This window comes from Pseudomonas fluorescens (genome assembly GCF_902497995.1).
Classification (GTDB): domain Bacteria; phylum Pseudomonadota; class Gammaproteobacteria; order Pseudomonadales; family Pseudomonadaceae; genus Aquipseudomonas; species Aquipseudomonas fluorescens_BK.
Map to the genome: position 1 here is coordinate 234,622 of NZ_CABVII010000007.1, position 15,635 is coordinate 250,256.

Annotated in this window: 17 protein-coding genes; 6 read left to right on the top strand and 11 right to left on the bottom strand. The window is 61.1% G+C overall.

The features are described from left to right. The first annotated feature begins 23 nt into the window (after positions 1-23). Together F8N80_RS11220 and F8N80_RS11225 are read left to right on the top strand one after the other, a co-directional pair. Positions 24-1,436, top strand: coding sequence for an aspartate aminotransferase family protein (locus F8N80_RS11220; protein WP_150783864.1), 1,413 nt, complete (start codon positions 24-26; stop codon positions 1,434-1,436). Positions 1,437-1,518: 82 nt separating this feature from the next. Continuing rightward, positions 1,519-1,746 (top strand): MbtH family protein, encoded by a 228-nt coding sequence (locus tag F8N80_RS11225; protein ID WP_150748648.1) that lies wholly within the window; start codon positions 1,519-1,521, stop codon positions 1,744-1,746. A 204-nt stretch (positions 1,747-1,950) separates the two neighbouring features. On the opposite strand, the gene F8N80_RS11235 is transcribed toward F8N80_RS11225, so the two are convergent. The 9 genes from F8N80_RS11235 to F8N80_RS11275 form a co-directional block, all read right to left on the bottom strand. Then, a complete protein-coding gene (locus tag F8N80_RS11235; RefSeq protein ID WP_150783865.1) occupies positions 1,951-2,853 on the bottom strand; it encodes a metal ABC transporter substrate-binding protein in 903 nt (300 codons plus the stop codon). A gap of 1 nt (position 2,854) precedes the next feature. Then, positions 2,855-3,754: a metal ABC transporter permease gene (locus F8N80_RS11240; protein ID WP_003226663.1), complete on the bottom strand. Its 900-nt coding sequence runs from the start codon at positions 3,752-3,754 to the stop codon at positions 2,855-2,857. Then, positions 3,754-4,599, bottom strand: coding sequence for a metal ABC transporter ATP-binding protein (locus tag F8N80_RS11245; RefSeq protein WP_150783866.1), 846 nt, complete (start codon positions 4,597-4,599; stop codon positions 3,754-3,756). Before F8N80_RS11245 ends, F8N80_RS11240 begins: the two co-directional genes overlap by 1 nt. Continuing rightward, complete coding sequence (locus F8N80_RS11250; RefSeq protein ID WP_150748645.1) at positions 4,596-5,522, bottom strand: metal ABC transporter substrate-binding protein; 927 nt, start codon at positions 5,520-5,522, stop codon at positions 4,596-4,598. The genes F8N80_RS11245 and F8N80_RS11250 overlap by 4 nt, the downstream gene beginning before the upstream one ends. 35 nt (positions 5,523-5,557) lie before the next feature. Next, on the bottom strand, positions 5,558-6,130 hold the full coding sequence (locus F8N80_RS11255) for a DUF6162 family protein (RefSeq protein WP_150783867.1): 573 nt from the start codon (positions 6,128-6,130) through the stop codon (positions 5,558-5,560). Beyond that, positions 6,127-6,456: a hypothetical protein gene (locus F8N80_RS11260; protein ID WP_150748643.1), complete on the bottom strand. Its 330-nt coding sequence runs from the start codon at positions 6,454-6,456 to the stop codon at positions 6,127-6,129. The genes F8N80_RS11255 and F8N80_RS11260 overlap by 4 nt, the downstream gene beginning before the upstream one ends. Next, positions 6,453-6,995: a thiamine pyrophosphate-binding protein gene (locus F8N80_RS11265; protein ID WP_150748642.1), complete on the bottom strand. Its 543-nt coding sequence runs from the start codon at positions 6,993-6,995 to the stop codon at positions 6,453-6,455. Before F8N80_RS11265 ends, F8N80_RS11260 begins: the two co-directional genes overlap by 4 nt. Continuing rightward, positions 6,992-8,191: a PepSY-associated TM helix domain-containing protein gene (locus F8N80_RS11270; protein WP_150783868.1), complete on the bottom strand. Its 1,200-nt coding sequence runs from the start codon at positions 8,189-8,191 to the stop codon at positions 6,992-6,994. Before F8N80_RS11270 ends, F8N80_RS11265 begins: the two co-directional genes overlap by 4 nt. A 319-nt stretch (positions 8,192-8,510) precedes the next feature. Further along, positions 8,511-8,969 carry a VOC family protein gene (locus F8N80_RS11275; RefSeq protein WP_150748640.1) on the bottom strand — a complete coding sequence of 153 codons (459 nt, stop codon included), beginning with the start codon at positions 8,967-8,969 and terminating at the stop codon, positions 8,511-8,513. 264 nt (positions 8,970-9,233) lie between these two features. Here F8N80_RS11275 and F8N80_RS11280 point away from each other — a divergent pair, with 264 nt between their 5' ends. From F8N80_RS11280 to F8N80_RS11295, 4 genes are all read left to right on the top strand, one after another. Continuing rightward, positions 9,234-9,503 carry a DUF547 domain-containing protein gene (locus tag F8N80_RS11280; RefSeq protein WP_150748639.1) on the top strand — a complete coding sequence of 90 codons (270 nt, stop codon included), beginning with the start codon at positions 9,234-9,236 and terminating at the stop codon, positions 9,501-9,503. A 95-nt stretch (positions 9,504-9,598) separates the two neighbouring features. Continuing rightward, complete coding sequence (locus F8N80_RS11285) at positions 9,599-10,213, top strand: LysE family translocator (protein ID WP_150748638.1); 615 nt, start codon at positions 9,599-9,601, stop codon at positions 10,211-10,213. Positions 10,214-10,417: 204 nt separating this feature from the next. Continuing rightward, positions 10,418-11,584 (top strand): cysteine desulfurase family protein, encoded by a 1,167-nt coding sequence (locus tag F8N80_RS11290; RefSeq protein ID WP_150783869.1) that lies wholly within the window; start codon positions 10,418-10,420, stop codon positions 11,582-11,584. 57 nt (positions 11,585-11,641) lie between these two features. Then, positions 11,642-13,450 (top strand): aminopeptidase P family protein, encoded by a 1,809-nt coding sequence (locus tag F8N80_RS11295; RefSeq protein ID WP_150748636.1) that lies wholly within the window; start codon positions 11,642-11,644, stop codon positions 13,448-13,450. Between the two features lie 166 nt (positions 13,451-13,616). Here the strand turns inward: F8N80_RS11295 and F8N80_RS11300 are convergent, their stop codons facing one another. Both F8N80_RS11300 and rhtA read right to left on the bottom strand, forming a co-directional pair. Next, entirely contained in the window at positions 13,617-13,898 is a 282-nt protein-coding gene (locus F8N80_RS11300; RefSeq protein ID WP_150783870.1) for a hypothetical protein, read from the bottom strand. Between the two features lie 171 nt (positions 13,899-14,069). Then, positions 14,070-14,957, bottom strand: a complete 888-nt coding sequence (gene rhtA / locus F8N80_RS11305) for a threonine/homoserine exporter RhtA (protein WP_150783871.1) — start codon at positions 14,955-14,957, stop codon at positions 14,070-14,072. Positions 14,958-15,635 lie beyond the last annotated feature (678 nt).

Genomic DNA, 15,635 nt, shown 5'->3' on the forward strand with positions numbered 1-15,635 from the left:
AAAACCTTTTTAGGGGTCGAGAGATGTCAGTCGCAACCAGCCTTGTGGAAGATCAGCCGGCCCGGATCACTCCGGCGCCGACCGAGGTGCTTTATCACTTCAACGAATCGCCGTTGCTGGCCCGGCAGAGCCAGCAGGAATCGAATGCCCGCAGCTACCCGCGACGCATTCCCCTGGCACTCAAGCGCGCCAGAGGCATCTACGTCGAGGACGTCGAAGGCCGCACGTTCATCGACTGCCTGGCCGGCGCTGGCACGCTGGCGCTGGGGCATAACCACCCGGTAGTGATCGAAGCGATCCAGCAAGTGCTGAGCGATGAACTGCCGTTGCACACCCTCGACCTGACCACCCCGGTCAAGGATCAGTTTGTCCAGGACCTGTTCGGCCTGCTGCCACCCGCCTTGGCCACTGAAGCGAAAATCCAGTTCTGCGGCCCCACCGGCACCGACGCGGTGGAAGCGGCGCTGAAACTGGTGCGCACCGCCACCGGCCGCAGCACCGTGCTGTCGTTTCAGGGCGGTTACCACGGCATGAGCCAGGGCGCGCTGAGCCTGATGGGCAGTCTGGGGCCGAAAAAACCCTTGGGTGCCTTGCTCGGCTGCGGCGTGCAGTTCATGCCGTACCCTTACGATTACCGCTGCCCGTTCGGTCTCGGCGGCGCGCAAGGGGTACAGGTCAACCTCAATTACCTGGAGAACCTGCTCAATGACCCGGAAGCCGGTGTGCAGTTGCCGGCAGCGGTGATCGTCGAAGTGGTGCAGGGCGAGGGCGGGGTAATCCCGGCCGATCTCGACTGGTTGCGTGGTCTGCGGCGGATTACCGAACAGGCTGGCGTAGCGCTGATCGTCGATGAAATCCAGAGCGGATTTGCCCGCACCGGCAAGATGTTCGCCTTCGAGCATGCCGGGATCATTCCGGATGTGGTGGTGCTGTCCAAAGCCATCGGTGGCAGCCTGCCGCTGGCGGTGGTGGTCTATCGCGACTGGCTCGATACATGGCTGCCGGGGGCCCATGCCGGGACGTTCCGCGGCAATCAGATGGCGATGGCGGCTGGTTCCGCGGTGATGCGTTACCTGACCGAACACCGAGTCTGCGAGCACGCTGCCGCCATGGGCGAACGCTTGAGCGAACACCTGCGGATCCTGCAGCGGGACTTCCCGCAACTGGGGGACATCCGCGGTCGAGGCTTGATGCTTGGCGTAGAACTGGTCGACCCGACCGGCGCACCGGATGCCCAGGGTCACCCGCCAATCTTTGCTCGCCTGGCGCCGCTGGTGCAGCGCGAATGCCTCAAGCGCGGGCTGATCCTCGAACTGGGCGGTCGCCACGGCGGTGTGGTGCGCTTCCTGCCGCCGCTGGTGATTACCGCAGCGGAAATCGACCGGGTCGCCGAGATCTTCGGCCGGGCCATGGCTGCTGCGACCGCCAGCCTGTAAATTTTCCGGCACCCCGAACGTTCCTTCTACAGACCGGCTGCGCACGCAGTGCAGCCCACCCCTACAGCGATGGAGACACACCATGACGTCAGTATTCGACCGCGAGGACATCCTCTTTCAGGTCGTGGTCAACCACGAAGAGCAATACTCGATCTGGCCCGATTACAAGGCCGTGCCTGCCGGCTGGCGCACCGTGGGCAAGAGCGGCCTGAAAAAGGAATGCCTGGCCTATATTGAAGAAACCTGGACCGACATGCGTCCGTTGAGCCTGCGGCAGAAGATGGAAGAGCAGGCGGCTGTTGCTCTCTGAGTCGTCACGCAAAAAAAAGCCCGCTGAACGGGTGACCGTCAGCGGGCTTTTTCTGGTCTGGAATTTGTGGCGTCTATCAGGCCGCCTTCGCGAGCAAGCCCGCTCCCACACTCGATCTCCGGCGATCACCAATTCTGTGATCGCAAGAGATCGAGTGTGGGAGCGGGCTCGCTCGCGAAGAACGATGACGCGGATTTAATGACGCTACGCCCCGCTCAATCCTTTAATGACCAACTCCACATTCCCCTCCAGCTCGGCTACCGGATCCACTGCATCCACACTCAACACCACCAGCCGGCTGCCAGCTTGGGTAATCACCGCTTTCACCGCGTCCGAAGGCTGCCGATGATGCAACACCACCGCCGCATCATTGTCCTTGAGCGTCGCGCCCAATTGCTTGAGCGCTTCAGGTGTCCACTCGGCATCCGGCCGCGCATCGACGCCGATCAGCTCCAGGTTGAGCCCGCCAATCAGGTAGCCGAAGTGATCGCTCAAACTCATCACACTGAGGTTATCGGCACTGGCCAGACGCGACTCATTGTCGGCGCTGAACTTGAGCAGGCGCTGTTTCAGCGCCGCCAGGTTGGCCTCGATCTGCGGCTTGGCCTCCGGCGCCAGGCGTACCAGATCCGCCGCCATCACATCTGCCATCCGTCCCATGTTGTTGCTGGAAAACCACGGCTGACTGTTCAACCCATCGACCTTGTTGTCCGGCTGCACGGCAATGCCGGGCAGGGCGCCGTCCACCGGACGGGCGGCATCGATTTCGACGATACGGATATTGCTGCGCCGGGAGATCGGGTACAGCGGATCATCCGCCCACAGCGACCGCAGGCCGATGACCGCATCGGCCTCGCTCGCCAGTTTGGCCAGCGCCGGCGCGCCACGTCCGGTGAAGTAGGCGGTCTGGCGGCTGCCAGGCAGGTTCGCCGGCGCCGCCCGTTCAAGGCTGATGTCAGTGCCCTTGAGCAAGACTTCGCCCAGACCGTAAGTGATCGGCAAGGACGCCAGCACGCGCAGCTGTTTGGCGCCGTCCGCCGCAAAGGATGTATGGACCAGCCCACACAGGGCTATGGCCAGGCTCAATTGACGCAGAGAAAAAGACATTTTATCCAAGGTTCCCTTTCAGACTTGGGACGACGCCACGGGCAATGGCGGCGAGGGCGAAGGCGATGCCGGCCACCAGAATGATCGCGGCGCCGGACGGGATAGGCAGGTCGAAGACAATCGGCGCGAGAATCCCGCACAGCGTGCTGACCGTGGCGATCAACACCGAGCACCAGAAGAAGCCCTTCAACGACTGGCTCAGCAAGCGTGCCGCGGCCGCCGGAATCACCAGCAGGGCGCCGACCAGAATTGCGCCGATGACCTTGACGGCCGCCACGGTGATCAGGGTCACCAGAATCACGAACAGGTAATCCAGGGTTTTCACCGCCACACCGCGCACCGCCGCCAGCTGCGGATTGAAACTGGCAAGCATGATGCGGTTGTACAGCGGCAAGGCCAGCGCCATGACCAATGAACCGACGATGGCCAGCACCAACAGGTCATTGCCGTTGACCGTCAACACCGAGCCGAACAACACGTTTTCCAGAATGTGCACGTTGATCTTACCGGCCAGAATCAGCAGCAGGCTGGCACCCAGTGCCAGGGACACCGAGAGAAACACGCCGATCAAGGTATCCGGTGCCAGGCCGGTGCGGTTGCGCAGGTAGTTGAGCAGGATGCCGAACAGCAGGCAGTAGCCGAACAGGCTGCCGTAAGGTCCGGTGTAGGGTTCACCGAGCAGGATGCCGATGGCGACGCCGGTCAATGCGGCGTGACCCACCGCTTCGGAGAAAAATGCGAAGCGCTTGACCACCACCAGCGTGCCCAGGCCGCCCAGCACCGGGCCGATCAGCAAGCCGGCGAGCAGGGCGTTGACCACGAATCCGTAGGCCAGCGCCTCGGGCAGATAACCCGACGAGGCCCAGCCCTGGACCATCAAGCGAAAGGCTTCGTAACTCATCAGGCAGCGCTCCGTGGATGGGTGGAGAACAGGGTCAGCAAACGTTCCGGTGTCAGTGCCTGTTTGGGCGTGGCATCGAACAGCACCCGGCGATTGAGCCCGGTGACGCGATCCGCCAGACGGCCGACCGCTTCCAGGTCATGCTCGATCCACAGCACGGTGATGCCGCTCTGGCGCCAGTCGCCGAGCAACCGTTCGAACACCTGGATGCCCGCCTCATCGAGGGCCGACATCGGTTCATCGAGCACCAGCAATTGTGGCGCCGGAATCAGCCCCTGAGCCAGCAACACCCGCTGACGTTCGCCGCCGGACAAGGCGCCCATGCGTCGCTTGCGCTTGTCCTGCATGCCGACCCGTTCCAGTGCTTCACCGATCGCTGCCGCGTAATGCTTGCTCAAGCCGAGAAACGCCGGCCGCCGCTGGCACATCGCGGCCATGAAATCGTCGACGGTTATCGGCAGGCCGCGGTCGAATTCCAGCGCTTGCGGCACATAGCCGATGGTCCCGGGCGTGCCCGGCCATTGCAGGCTCAAGCGACCTTGATGCGGCATCTGCCCGAGCAGGGTCTTGATCAGCGAACTCTTGCCGCCCCCGTTGGGGCCGACCAGCGCATGCACGCTGCCGGGCTGGACCTGGAAAGTCACCTGGTCGAGGATCGTCGTGCGGCCCAGCGTCAGGCTGACATCCGCGAAATCCAGCGTCGGCCCCGATGATACTTGTGGGAGCGGGCTTGCTCGCGAATGCGGTATCTCATTTAGCGATGATGTTGACTGACTGGACGCCTTCGCGAGCAAGCCCGCTCCCACAGGGGATTCGGAGTCGGTGAGTGTTTCTTTTGCAGTCATGCGCCGGACTCCTGAATCGCCCGGACCACGGTGTCGAGGTTGCCGGTCATTTCCTTTTCGTACTTGTCAGCCGTGTATTCGCCATAGGAGATGTGCGACAACGGGTACAGTTTCACCCCGGATTCACGCTGGATGGTCTCGACGTAAGTGGACGGGAAATCCATCTCCGAGAAGATCACTTTCACGTCCAGTTCGCGCAGTTGGTCGATGGTCTTTTTCAGCTGGCTCGGGCTCGGCTCGATGCCATGGGCCGGTTCGACCACGGCGGTCACTTCGAGGCCGAATTCGCGCAGCAGGTAGTCATACGCCGCATGCACCGTAGCCACCCGCAGTTCGGCGTTTGGCGCCTGGGTCAGTTTGGCCAGGGCGTCGGCGCGCATCTGCCGCAGGCGTTTGCCGTAGGCGCGGGCGTTCTGGGTGTAGGTCTTGGCGTTGGCCGGATCGAGCTTGCCCAGTTCCCGGGCGATGTTGTTGACCTGGGCAATCGAGGCGCTGATCGACAGGAAGGTGTGCGGGTTCACGACCTTGCCGGCACCGCGGGCGGCGACGCCGGTAGCGGCCAGCAACGGCACGTTTTCGTTGGCTTCGATCACCGGGACGTTCGGCGTTTCGCTGGCGGCGATCATGCGGTCGGCGAAGTCGTCATGGCCGACGCCATTGAGCACGACCACGTCCAGCCCGCTGATCCGCTTGATGTCTTCGGCCCGGGGCTCATAGGCATGAGGATTGAAACCGGCCGGAATCAGCGGTACCACCTCGGCCTTGTCGCCGACGATGTTGGCCACATAGCTGTAATAAGGGTGCAAGGTGATGCCGATGCGCAGGCGCTTGGCCTCGTCCGCACTGGCCAGCGGGGTCAGCAGACAGGCCGCCAGGCCAACCAGCAGCAGGCGCAAAAAAGAGCGTTGAGATGAACTAGGCATGGGAAAGCGGTCTTCTCTCGGGTGAAGGCGAGGGTTCAGTGCCGGTGCTGGCGGGTCACGCCGGCATCGAATTGCGCGACGATCTGCTGCCAGCCGGCACTTTCGAGCGCGGCGTCGGTGAGATCAGTCGGGACAGCGAGGGCTTTGCCGGGGTTGAGCCAAATGTCCGGTGCATCGTCGTCAGCGCTCAAGCGCATCAGAAACGATCCAGCCACCGTGGGCGCCTGGCTCTGGCCGAAGTAGGCCTTGGCCTCGAGCAATTGCCAGGCATGGCCGCCACGGCTGACGGAACTGGCGTCCTTTGCAAACGGCGCAAAGCCCTCATCGGCGAGGGCTTCAGGTGTCGGCAGGGTTTTTTGTTCCTGGCGCAGCAGGTGAATTTCGTCCAGCGTCACCCGCAGGTCGGCGTAGATGCCTTGCTCGGAGGCGCTCAGGTCGCGACGGGCATCCAGTTGATGGCTGTTGACGTGACTCACTTCCTGGGATTCATGGCGCCAGGCGACCACCGAGCCGGCCACCGCCAGGATCAGCAGGCACAACAGCAGCACATAAAGGGTTTCATGACCGGCTCCGGCCGGGCGGACGACGTGGGTAGTTGGCGTGGTCATGGGGCCTCGATGTCCGCTTGGTCGATCTCGACCACGTGACCGGGACCGGCGTCGAACAGCACGTAGAACTCGGCGCCGGGCTTCTTGAAGGTCAGGGTCGAATCGGCACCGAGCTTGCCCGGTACCAGGATGGTTTCGTCGTAGCCGATCACGTCCAGGGTCACGCCTGGCGCGCCGCTGCCATCGGAAAAGCCGCCGGTGCACCGGATTTGCTCGGCGTCGATGGCCTTGCACTCGCACATCGGGTTGTGGGCCAGGGCGCTGGCGCTGAAACCGGCGCAAAGCACCAGCAATGCGGCGCTCAGAGGACGAATAACATTGATCATGGTTTGCCTCCTTGTTGGTTCAGCCAGGTGAGGGTGGCCGGGGATGCCTGGCTCAGCGGGATGGATGCCTGGTGCATGGCGCCGTCCCAGCCTTCCATGGTGATCCACAGCTCGGCGTTGGCCTTGGTTTTCTCGGGGATCGGCAGCATCGCCCCCATGCGGTGCGGCGTGCCGAAGAAAATCACCCCGGCGGCGCGCAGGCTGCGTGGCTTGCCGATGCGCAGGTAAGTCGCCTTGACCTGATCGCGGCAGCTGTCGCACAGCGCCGCGTTGAAGTTCTTCATGTAGCCGGCCGGGCCATCGAGCCTCGGTGCTTCATTGCGCAGCTCGGCCAGGCGCAGGCTCCAGGGCCCGACCTGAACCTCTCCGATTTCCCGCTCGCCCAGGCCCGTATCACCGCGAAACAGCGCGGCATCGGCGAAATACTTGGGCATGAATCCCAGTGGCACCAGCAACAGCAGGACGTTGATGTGGAAACGCCATTTGTGCCAGAAACGGCTCAATTTCGAACCCGGTTTTTCGGCGGCGAACAGGCTCATGGGCTGACCTCCGTGGTTTCACGGCTGGAGGCCGCGGCAGTCTGGCCGCGTGGGGTTTTGTTGCTGCGCTTGAGGGCGTTGGCCGTGGCCAGGGCGGTGCGCTTGGTCCAGATCAACAGGCCACTGAGCACCATCATGCTCAGGATCAGGCCGAAGAAGAACCAGATCAGCTTGATCCAGAGGCCACCGAAATCGCCGGTGTGCAGCGGCCGCATGGATTCGGTCACCAGCTCCAGGCCAGAGCGGTCCGACAGCAGGCGGGTCGCGCCGACGTCGCCGGTGTATGGGTTGATTTCGGCGGTCTGGAACATCAGTGGGTACCAACTGCGGCCACCCACGGAGAGGTAGCTGTAGGCATTGGCGGGCAAGCTGACGAAACTGTCTTCCAGCCCGGGAATGCTGGCCTTGGCCTGCGCAATCGCAGCCTCCAGGCTGATCATTGGCGCCGGCGCGCCATCGACGGTTATCGGCACGCTCTCGCGCGGGACCACCAGCGCGACCGGTGCGGTGGAAATCGAAATCTGGTTATCGAACATGAAGGCTTCGATCAGGAACCAGGTGCTGGTGACGGAAATCACCGCGATGAACCAGATCGACCAGATGCCGCTGAGGCGGTGAAAGTCGCCCCAGAAAATCCGCGCGCCGTGACGGATGCGCAGGGTCGGGCGCAAGAAGCCTTTCCAGAAACGCTTGTAGACCACCAGCCCGGTGACCAGAGACGCCAGCAACGGTAGGCTGAGAAACGACACCAGGTACCAGCCCCAGCTATAGCCGTTGGTGAACGGCACCAGCCACCAGCCATGCAGGGCGCGGGTAAAGGCCTGGAAATTGAACTGTGGCGCCGTGCCCTGGATCACGCCGCTGTACGGGTTGACGTAGACCGTCACCGAACGACCGTCTGGATAACTGACGCCCACATGGAGGGCGAAGTGTGCTTCATCGGGTCGACTGATGGACTCGACCAGGGTATCGGGTTCGGCCTTCTTGATGGCGGCGATGATCTGGTCATAGCTGAGCAGCGGCGCATCGTCCGAAGGCTGGCTGGCGCGCATTTGCGGGTTGGCCAGCCAGACGATTTCCTGGCTGACCACGGCCAGGGTGCCGGTCACACAGACGATCAGCACGAAAAACCAGATCGGCAAGGCCAGCCAGCTATGGACCAGAAACCAGAGTTTTGAGCGGGATTTCTTCGACATGATTAAAGGTCTTGGTTCGATGAGTGGGCCTCTGCTGCGGGCTTCCCAGCGATGAGGTCCATGAAAGGCCCGGCCGTGGCTTTTGCCTGCGCGGCCGACTGCATCTATATAAGACGAATGAACATCGGAAATCCCGAAGGTGAATATGAAAGAAAATGTTTCTTGTTCCGCGAAAGCTGGTTTTCTTTGGGTATGACTGTAATGCCGCCTTCGCGGGCAAGCCTCGCTCCTACAGGGTTGTCGTTCGCCATATTACAAACGACTCAACCTGTAGGAGCGAGGCTTGCCCGCGAAGAGGCCCGGTCAGGCACCGAAAATCTCACCCCTGCTGAAACATCTCCTTGGCCCGCTGCTCAATCTGCTCCTGTGTCAGATCTTCCTTGCGCGTCGCCAGGAACCACAAATGCCCATAGGGATCCTTCAAGGTCCCTGAACGGTCGCCATAAAACTGATCCTTGACCTCGGACACCGCGGTGCCGCCAGCGGCAATCGCCTGTTTAAAGGACTTGTCCACATCATTCACATACAGGTGTAGCCCCACGGAAGGCGATGTGTCCGGATTGCTCAACGGCCCTTGATCGCACGGGGTGCCCAGCATGATCGGACAATCGCCGATGCGCAGTTCGGCGTGGCCGATGCTGCCATCCGGCATGGACAGGCGCATGACTTCAGTGGCGCCAAAGGCTTTCTTGTAGAACTCGATGGCTTCAGCCGCTTTCTGAATGCCCAGATACGGGGTGATGCTGTGATAGCCCTCTGGAATGGGTTTAACGCTCATGACGGTTCTCCCTTTTTGTTGTGAGTTGACGAGGTTTCGTCGGTCTGCGGCCGAAAGTGTAGGCGCTGCCGAAGGTTCGGGCCGCGGTCGGACGATCTCTTGATTTTGATCTTCAACAGTCGTCAAGTTCACAAAAAATCGCAGCCTTCGGCAGCTCAGTTAGCCAAATTCAATAGCCACTATCGAGAGCGTTGATTTCTGCCCGTCCAGAGGCGCGAGTAGCCTGTGTTCATTGCCCGAATCCAGATGTCAGGACGCCAGACCATGAAACACCTACTCGCCACTTTCCTGCTGCTCGCCGCCTCAGTTCTTGCCGGATGTGCCAGCCACGGTTCCCCGGAACTGCGGCCCTACACCGCTGAAGAAAGCAAGGAACTGGCGCTGGAGGCATTGAATCGTCGCGGCTTGTCCTTCGATGAATACCACGCGAAAAAAGCCGAACTGCTCGGCGAGCCGCAGAAGTCGTTCAGCTTCGACAAACACGGCGAAATGAACGCCGAACGTGCAGTACAACTTCACGGTCGCCCAAGCTGAGCGACTGTACTGCTCGAAGTTTCACCCAACTGTCCGTGGGTTTCGCGCAAGGTGTGCGGTAGGGTCAATACCTGACTGCCCCTGGACTGCCACCGATGACGCTCTCGCTCGATCTGCTGCTGGGCTTCGCCCTGTTTGCCCTGGTTACCTCGATCACCCCCGGCCCGAACAACACCATGTTGCTGGCCTCGGGCGTGAACTTCGGCTTTAACCGCACCATTCCACATATGCTTGGCATCACCTGCGGTTTCTTCGTGCTGGTCGTGGCCGTGGGTTTCGGTCTGGGCGCGGTGTTTCAAGCGTATCCATTGCTCTACACCGTGCTGCGTTACATCGGTGCTGCGTACTTGCTGTACCTGGCGTGGAAAATCGCTCATTCGGGTCCGGTTTCAGACAGCGAGCAAGGGCAGGCCAAGCCGATCAGCTACCTGGGCGCGGCGGCGTTCCAATGGGTCAACCCCAAGGCCTGGATCATGGCCATCGGTGCCATCAGTACCTACACGCCGATGCAGGGTTATTTCACCAATGTGATCGTGATCGCCGCGGTCTTCGCACTGATCAACTTGCCGAGCGTCAGTGTCTGGGCCGCGTGTGGCACGTTATTGCGCAACGTATTGAAGGATCGCCGCTGGTTGCGCCTGTTCAACTGGGGCATGGCTGCGTTACTGGTGGTTTCGTTGTATCCGATGTTGCAAGAAAGCTTTAGCTGACGCATTGCTTCAACCGGTCGCCGGATGCCTGTTAAGCTCGACTTCAGGAGCGTTCCTACGCACTTTTAAATGAAGTTGTGCTTCTTTAACGGCCTCCGATCAGGTATTTCTATCGTTCCGGACGATCGGCGCAGCTCACGAGGTTGCGCCTTGACCGTTCGGTAACGCGCTTCCTGATCCCGGAACACGCTCTGCGAGTCTTTTATGAATAAACGTCCACTGTATTTCGACTATGCCGCCACCACGCCGGTGGATGAGCGGGTCATCCAGGTCCTGGTCGAATGTCTGGGTTTCAACGGCAATTTCGGCAACCCGGCCTCCAGCTCCCATGCGTTCGGCCAGCAGGCCCGGCAATCGGTCGAGCAGGCACGGCGTCAGGTGGCGGAGTTGGTCGGTGCCCAGGCGGAGCAGATCGTCTGGACCTCCGGCGCCACCGAATCGAACAATCTTGCCCTCAAGGGCGTGGCCCAGGCTCGCGGCGTTTGCGGCGGCCACATCATCACCAGCCAGATCGAGCACAAGGCCATTCTCGACACCGCGAAACAATTGCAGGACGCCGGTGTTGCAGTGACGTATCTGGTGCCTGACGCCGAAGGCCTGATTACCCCGCAAGCCGTCAGCGAAGCACTGCGCGAGGACACCTTTCTGGTCTCGCTGATGCTGGTCAACAATGAGTTGGGCACCGTCAATGACATCCCCGCCATTGGCCAGGTCGTGCGTGATCGCGATGCGTTGTTCCATGTCGACGCGGCTCAGGGTGCGAGTAAAGTGGCGATCGACCTGGCCGAATGGCCGGTGGACCTGATGTCGTTTTCCGCCCACAAGATTTATGGCCCCAAAGGCATCGGTGCGTTGTACGTTGGCCCTCGCGCACAGCAGCGTTTGCAGGCTCAGATCCACGGTGGTGGTCACGAAGGTGGCTTGCGCTCCGGAACGCTGGCGACCCACCAGATCGCAGCCATGGGCGCGGCCTTCGCGTTGGCGAGGCAGTTGTTCGAGGAGGAGAAAGCCGTGATCGAGGGTTTGCGTGAACGCCTGCTCGCGCCACTGCTGGGCATGCCTGGCGTTCGCCTCAATGGCAGCCCGACCCGGCGCATTCCCCATACCCTGAGCCTGACCTTCAACGAAGGCGAGTTCAGCGCTGCGGCGTTGAGCACCTCGATCGCGTTCTCCGCGACCTCGGCCTGTAACTCCGCCAGCAATGCTCCCTCCCATGTGCTGCTGGCCCTGGGGCACGACGCCCGCTCGGCGAGCCGTACCATCCGCTTGAGCCTGGGACGTTTCACCACCGAGCAGGACATCGATCAAGCGGTACACCTGATCAAATCGGCCTGCGCCAGTGCTCCGGCATTCTGGGCGACAGGGCCATAAAGCGCCGGCTTCGATCGGCACTCGACAATAATGATGAAGTGGTTAGCAGGAGACACGATGAGTACGCAGCTTTCGATCAATGGATCGGTGCCCGAGCGCCTGGCGCACACCCGCGAGCTGATGAGCCGGGAGGGCATTCACGCCCTGCTGGTGCCGTCGGCCGACCCGCACCTGTCGGAATACCTGCCGGGCTACTGGCAAGGGCGGCAGTGGTTGTCGGGCTTCCATGGCTCGGTCGGCACACTGATCGTGACCAGGGACTTTGCCGGCGTCTGGGCTGACAGCCGTTACTGGGAACAAGCGACCAAGGAACTCCAGGGCAGCGGCATCGAACTGGTCAAGCTGCAACCGGGTCAACCCGGCCCGCTGGACTGGCTGGCCGAGCAAACCCCTGAAGGCGGCGTCGTCGCGGTGGATGGTGCCGTGATGGCGGTGGCCTCGGCGCGTACCTTGGGCGGCAAGCTCGAAGAACGCGGCGCACGGCTGCGCACCGACATCGATCTGTTGAGCGAAGTCTGGAGCGACCGTCCGAACCTGCCGAACGAGCCGATCTATCAACACTTGCCGCCGCAGGCGACTGTCAGCCGCGGCGAGAAGCTCGCCAAGTTGCGCGAAGTATTGAAGGAGCGCGGTGCCGACTGGCATTTCATAGCCACCCTCGATGACATCGCCTGGCTGTTCAACCTGCGCGGCGGCGATGTGTCGTTCAATCCGGTGTTCGTCTCCTTCGCCTTGATCAGCCAGCAGCAGGCCACCTTGTTCGTCGCCCTGAGTAAAGTCGATAGCGAACTGCGCGCAGCCCTCGAACAGGACGGCGTGACCCTGCGTGATTACAGCGAAGTGGCCGACGCATTGGGTGCCGTGCCGAGCGGCGCCAGCCTGCAAGTCGATCCGGCGCGGGTGACGGCGGGTTTGCTGGGTAACCTGGACAGCGGCGTGAAACTGGTCGAGGGCCTGAACCCGACGACACTGGCCAAGTCGCAGAAAAGCCTGGCCGATGCCGAGCACATTCGTCAGGCCATGGAGCAGGACGGTGCGGCGTTGTGTGAGTTCTTCACCTGGCTGGAGTCGGCATGGGGTCGTGAGCGCATCACCGAACTGACCATCGACGAACACCTGACAGCCGCGCGTACCCGACGTCCGGGTTATGTGTCCCTGAGCTTCAACACCATTGCCGCGTTCAACGCCAATGGCGCGATGCCGCATTACCACGCCACCGAGAACGAGCATGCGGTGATCGAGGGCGACGGCCTGCTGCTGATCGATTCCGGCGGCCAATACCTGGGCGGCACCACCGACATCACGCGGATGGTCCCGGTCGGTACGCCGACGGATGAGCAGAAACGCGATTGCACGCGGGTACTCAAAGGCGTGATTGCCTTGTCCCGGGCACAATTCCCGAAAGGCATTTTGTCGCCATTGCTGGATGCCATCGCTCGTGCGCCGATCTGGGCCGACAGCGTCGACTACGGTCACGGCACCGGTCATGGTGTCGGTTACTTCCTCAACGTGCACGAAGGTCCGCAGGTCATCGCGTATCAGGCGGCAGCCGCGCCGCAAACGGCCATGCAACCAGGCATGATCACGTCCATCGAACCGGGCACTTACCGTCCGGGCCGCTGGGGCGTGCGGATCGAGAACCTGGTCTTGAACCGCGAGGCGGGCAAGAGCGAATTTGGTGAGTTCCTGAAATTCGAGACCCTGACCCTGTGCCCGATCGACACTCGCTGCCTGGAACCGTCGCTGCTGACCGAAGATGAAAAGCAGTGGTTCAACGCTTACCACGCCGAGGTGCGCGAACGCCTGAGCCCGTTGCTCGACGGCGCAGCCCTGGAGTGGTTGAACAGCCGAACCGCGGCTATCTGATCGGCATGAGTTCAGGCGCTGGTGCCAGCGCCTGGCTCATTTTGTCGAGGTCTGACTCAGGGCTTCAAGCACGAACTCCAGCCGATCCTGATGTGCTCGGGGTTGAGGGTGCGATTTGTCGGCTGCAGGAGAGTTGGGCGCAGGTCCGCGAACCTGACCAGGCGGCCTATTTGCAGATGACGATCATGCTGCGGCTGGTGTAGCCGGCAGGGTTGAGACCAAATGGATAATCGCCAGGTTCTTCCACCGCGTCCCCCGACTTGGCGATGACCTTGTAACCCTTGGGTGCACACGAATTGGCAGCGCTGGTGTAACACTTGTCCCAGGATGACGACAGCCCGGAACAGTTGATATGCAGCCCTTTCTTGCCATGTTTGATTGTGGGTTTCGACGTCGCCGCGCAGCCCGCAACCGCCAGTACGGCGATCAGTATCAAAATTCGTTTCATTACTGTCCTTATAGCGTCCCGGATCTTGATGCCCGGGTCTTGCTGTATTCGCTTTCGCTGGAAGCGTCTCCGATGTCCCTGTCCTTAAAAATCCATGTCTGGCACCGCGTTGCGGGTCTAAACATGGCCTAATTGTGCGGCAAATACCAGACCCTCGTTAAAAATCTGATATCAATCCGCCACGACGGCGGGCTTGACGGAGTTGCCCATGGTCATGGTTGCGCCGACGGACGCCAGAATGATGCACAGGATAGCCATCCACTGTGACAGCGAGAGGTATTCCTGGAGGAACAGCAGGCCGGACAATGCGCCGAACGCAGGTTCAATACTCATCAGCGTGCCAAAGGTCCGGGCCGGCATGCGGGTGAGGGCGACCATCTCCAATGTGTAGGGCACTGCGGTGGACAGCAGGGCGACACCAATGGCGATGGGGATCAGCGACGGAGTCAGCAGGGCGGCGCCCGCGTGGACGATACCGATCGGGGCGACGAACAATGCGGCAATCATCACCCCCAGTGCAGCGGTCTGCACGCCATTGTCGGCACCGGCTTTTTGCCCGAACAGGATATACAGCGCCCAGCAGACACCCGCCCCCAAGGCATATCCGGCACCTGCCAGGTCGATACTGGCGGAGGCGGCTCCAGTCGGTATCAACAGCATCAGGCCGACGGCCGCCAGGGCGATCCACACAAAATCGATGGCCCGTCGCGAGGCATAGATGGCAACCGCCAGGGGACCGGTGAACTCCAGTGCCACTGCGATACCCAGGGGCACGGTGCGCAAGGACATATAGAAGAGGAGGTTCATGCCGCCCAGCGCCATGCCGTAGACAATGACGGTGCGCAGGGATTTCGCCGTGAGCGTCGCCCGCCATGGTCGCAGTATCAGCAGCATGATCACGCTGGCGAAAACCAGGCGAAGGGCCGTGGTCCCTTGAGCGCCCACAACGGGAAACATGCTTTTGGCCAGTGAGGCTCCAGACTGGATCGATGCCATGGCTATTAATAGCAGGCCAACCGAGAACAGGGTCGAGGCAAGGCTGCGGGGGTGGTCATTCATGCGTGACATCGTCCGAAGAAGAAAGCGAGAGTGTAGTTGGGCAATATACTGCGCATTCGTTGCGGGCGCGTCTATATATAAGCAGCGTTTTTGAAGATCTTGATAGAAAAGCGTAATCAGGGCTTGACGGCAGATTCTGTAAGTCTATAATTCGCCCCACTTCCGGCGCAGTCGAAACGGAAAACTCCTTGGTAAACAAAGAGTTACGCAGTTTTCGGCAGCGAGTTGCTTCAGTTCATCGAAGCCCAGAAGGAGTTGAAAGAGTGGTGTTGTTTGGCTCTTTTAACGGTTCGATCTTCTCGGTCGAAAGCGGGGTAAAAGAGGTGTTGACAGCAGCGACTAACGCTGTAGAATTCGCCTCCCGCTGACGAGAGATCGGAAGCGCCAAGTGGTTGAAGTTACAAAGGAAACTTTGAAAGCTTCTGAAAATAACCGCTTGACAGCAGCAGAGGAAAGCGTAGAATGCGCGCCTCGGTTGAGACGAAAGATCTTAACCAACCGCTCTTTAACAACTGAATCAAGCAATTCGTGTGGGTGCTTGTGGAGTCAGACTGATAGTCAACAAGATTATCAGCATCACAAGTTACTCCGCGAGAAATCAAAGATGTAACCAACGATTGCTGAGCCAAGTTTAGGGTTTCTTAAAAACCCAAAGATGTTTGAACTGAAGAGTTTGAT

Excerpts from the sequence above, each read along its gene's own strand:
- F8N80_RS11220 (WP_150783864.1), top strand. The coding sequence starts at position 24 with ATGTCAGTCGCAACCAGCCTTGTGGAAGATCAGCCGGCCCGGATCACT.
- F8N80_RS11225 (WP_150748648.1), top strand. The coding sequence starts at position 1,519 with ATGACGTCAGTATTCGACCGCGAGGACATCCTCTTTCAGGTCGTGGTC.
- F8N80_RS11235 (WP_150783865.1), bottom strand. The coding sequence starts at position 2,853 with ATGTCTTTTTCTCTGCGTCAATTGAGCCTGGCCATAGCCCTGTGTGGG.
- F8N80_RS11240 (WP_003226663.1), bottom strand. The coding sequence starts at position 3,754 with ATGAGTTACGAAGCCTTTCGCTTGATGGTCCAGGGCTGGGCCTCGTCG.
- F8N80_RS11245 (WP_150783866.1), bottom strand. The coding sequence starts at position 4,599 with ATGACTGCAAAAGAAACACTCACCGACTCCGAATCCCCTGTGGGAGCG.
- F8N80_RS11250 (WP_150748645.1), bottom strand. The coding sequence starts at position 5,522 with ATGCCTAGTTCATCTCAACGCTCTTTTTTGCGCCTGCTGCTGGTTGGC.
- F8N80_RS11255 (WP_150783867.1), bottom strand. The coding sequence starts at position 6,130 with ATGACCACGCCAACTACCCACGTCGTCCGCCCGGCCGGAGCCGGTCAT.
- F8N80_RS11260 (WP_150748643.1), bottom strand. The coding sequence starts at position 6,456 with ATGATCAATGTTATTCGTCCTCTGAGCGCCGCATTGCTGGTGCTTTGC.
- F8N80_RS11265 (WP_150748642.1), bottom strand. The coding sequence starts at position 6,995 with ATGAGCCTGTTCGCCGCCGAAAAACCGGGTTCGAAATTGAGCCGTTTC.
- F8N80_RS11270 (WP_150783868.1), bottom strand. The coding sequence starts at position 8,191 with ATGTCGAAGAAATCCCGCTCAAAACTCTGGTTTCTGGTCCATAGCTGG.
- F8N80_RS11275 (WP_150748640.1), bottom strand. The coding sequence starts at position 8,969 with ATGAGCGTTAAACCCATTCCAGAGGGCTATCACAGCATCACCCCGTAT.
- F8N80_RS11280 (WP_150748639.1), top strand. The coding sequence starts at position 9,234 with ATGAAACACCTACTCGCCACTTTCCTGCTGCTCGCCGCCTCAGTTCTT.
- F8N80_RS11285 (WP_150748638.1), top strand. The coding sequence starts at position 9,599 with ATGACGCTCTCGCTCGATCTGCTGCTGGGCTTCGCCCTGTTTGCCCTG.
- F8N80_RS11290 (WP_150783869.1), top strand. The coding sequence starts at position 10,418 with ATGAATAAACGTCCACTGTATTTCGACTATGCCGCCACCACGCCGGTG.
- F8N80_RS11295 (WP_150748636.1), top strand. The coding sequence starts at position 11,642 with ATGAGTACGCAGCTTTCGATCAATGGATCGGTGCCCGAGCGCCTGGCG.
- F8N80_RS11300 (WP_150783870.1), bottom strand. The coding sequence starts at position 13,898 with ATGAAACGAATTTTGATACTGATCGCCGTACTGGCGGTTGCGGGCTGC.
- rhtA (WP_150783871.1), bottom strand. The coding sequence starts at position 14,957 with ATGAATGACCACCCCCGCAGCCTTGCCTCGACCCTGTTCTCGGTTGGC.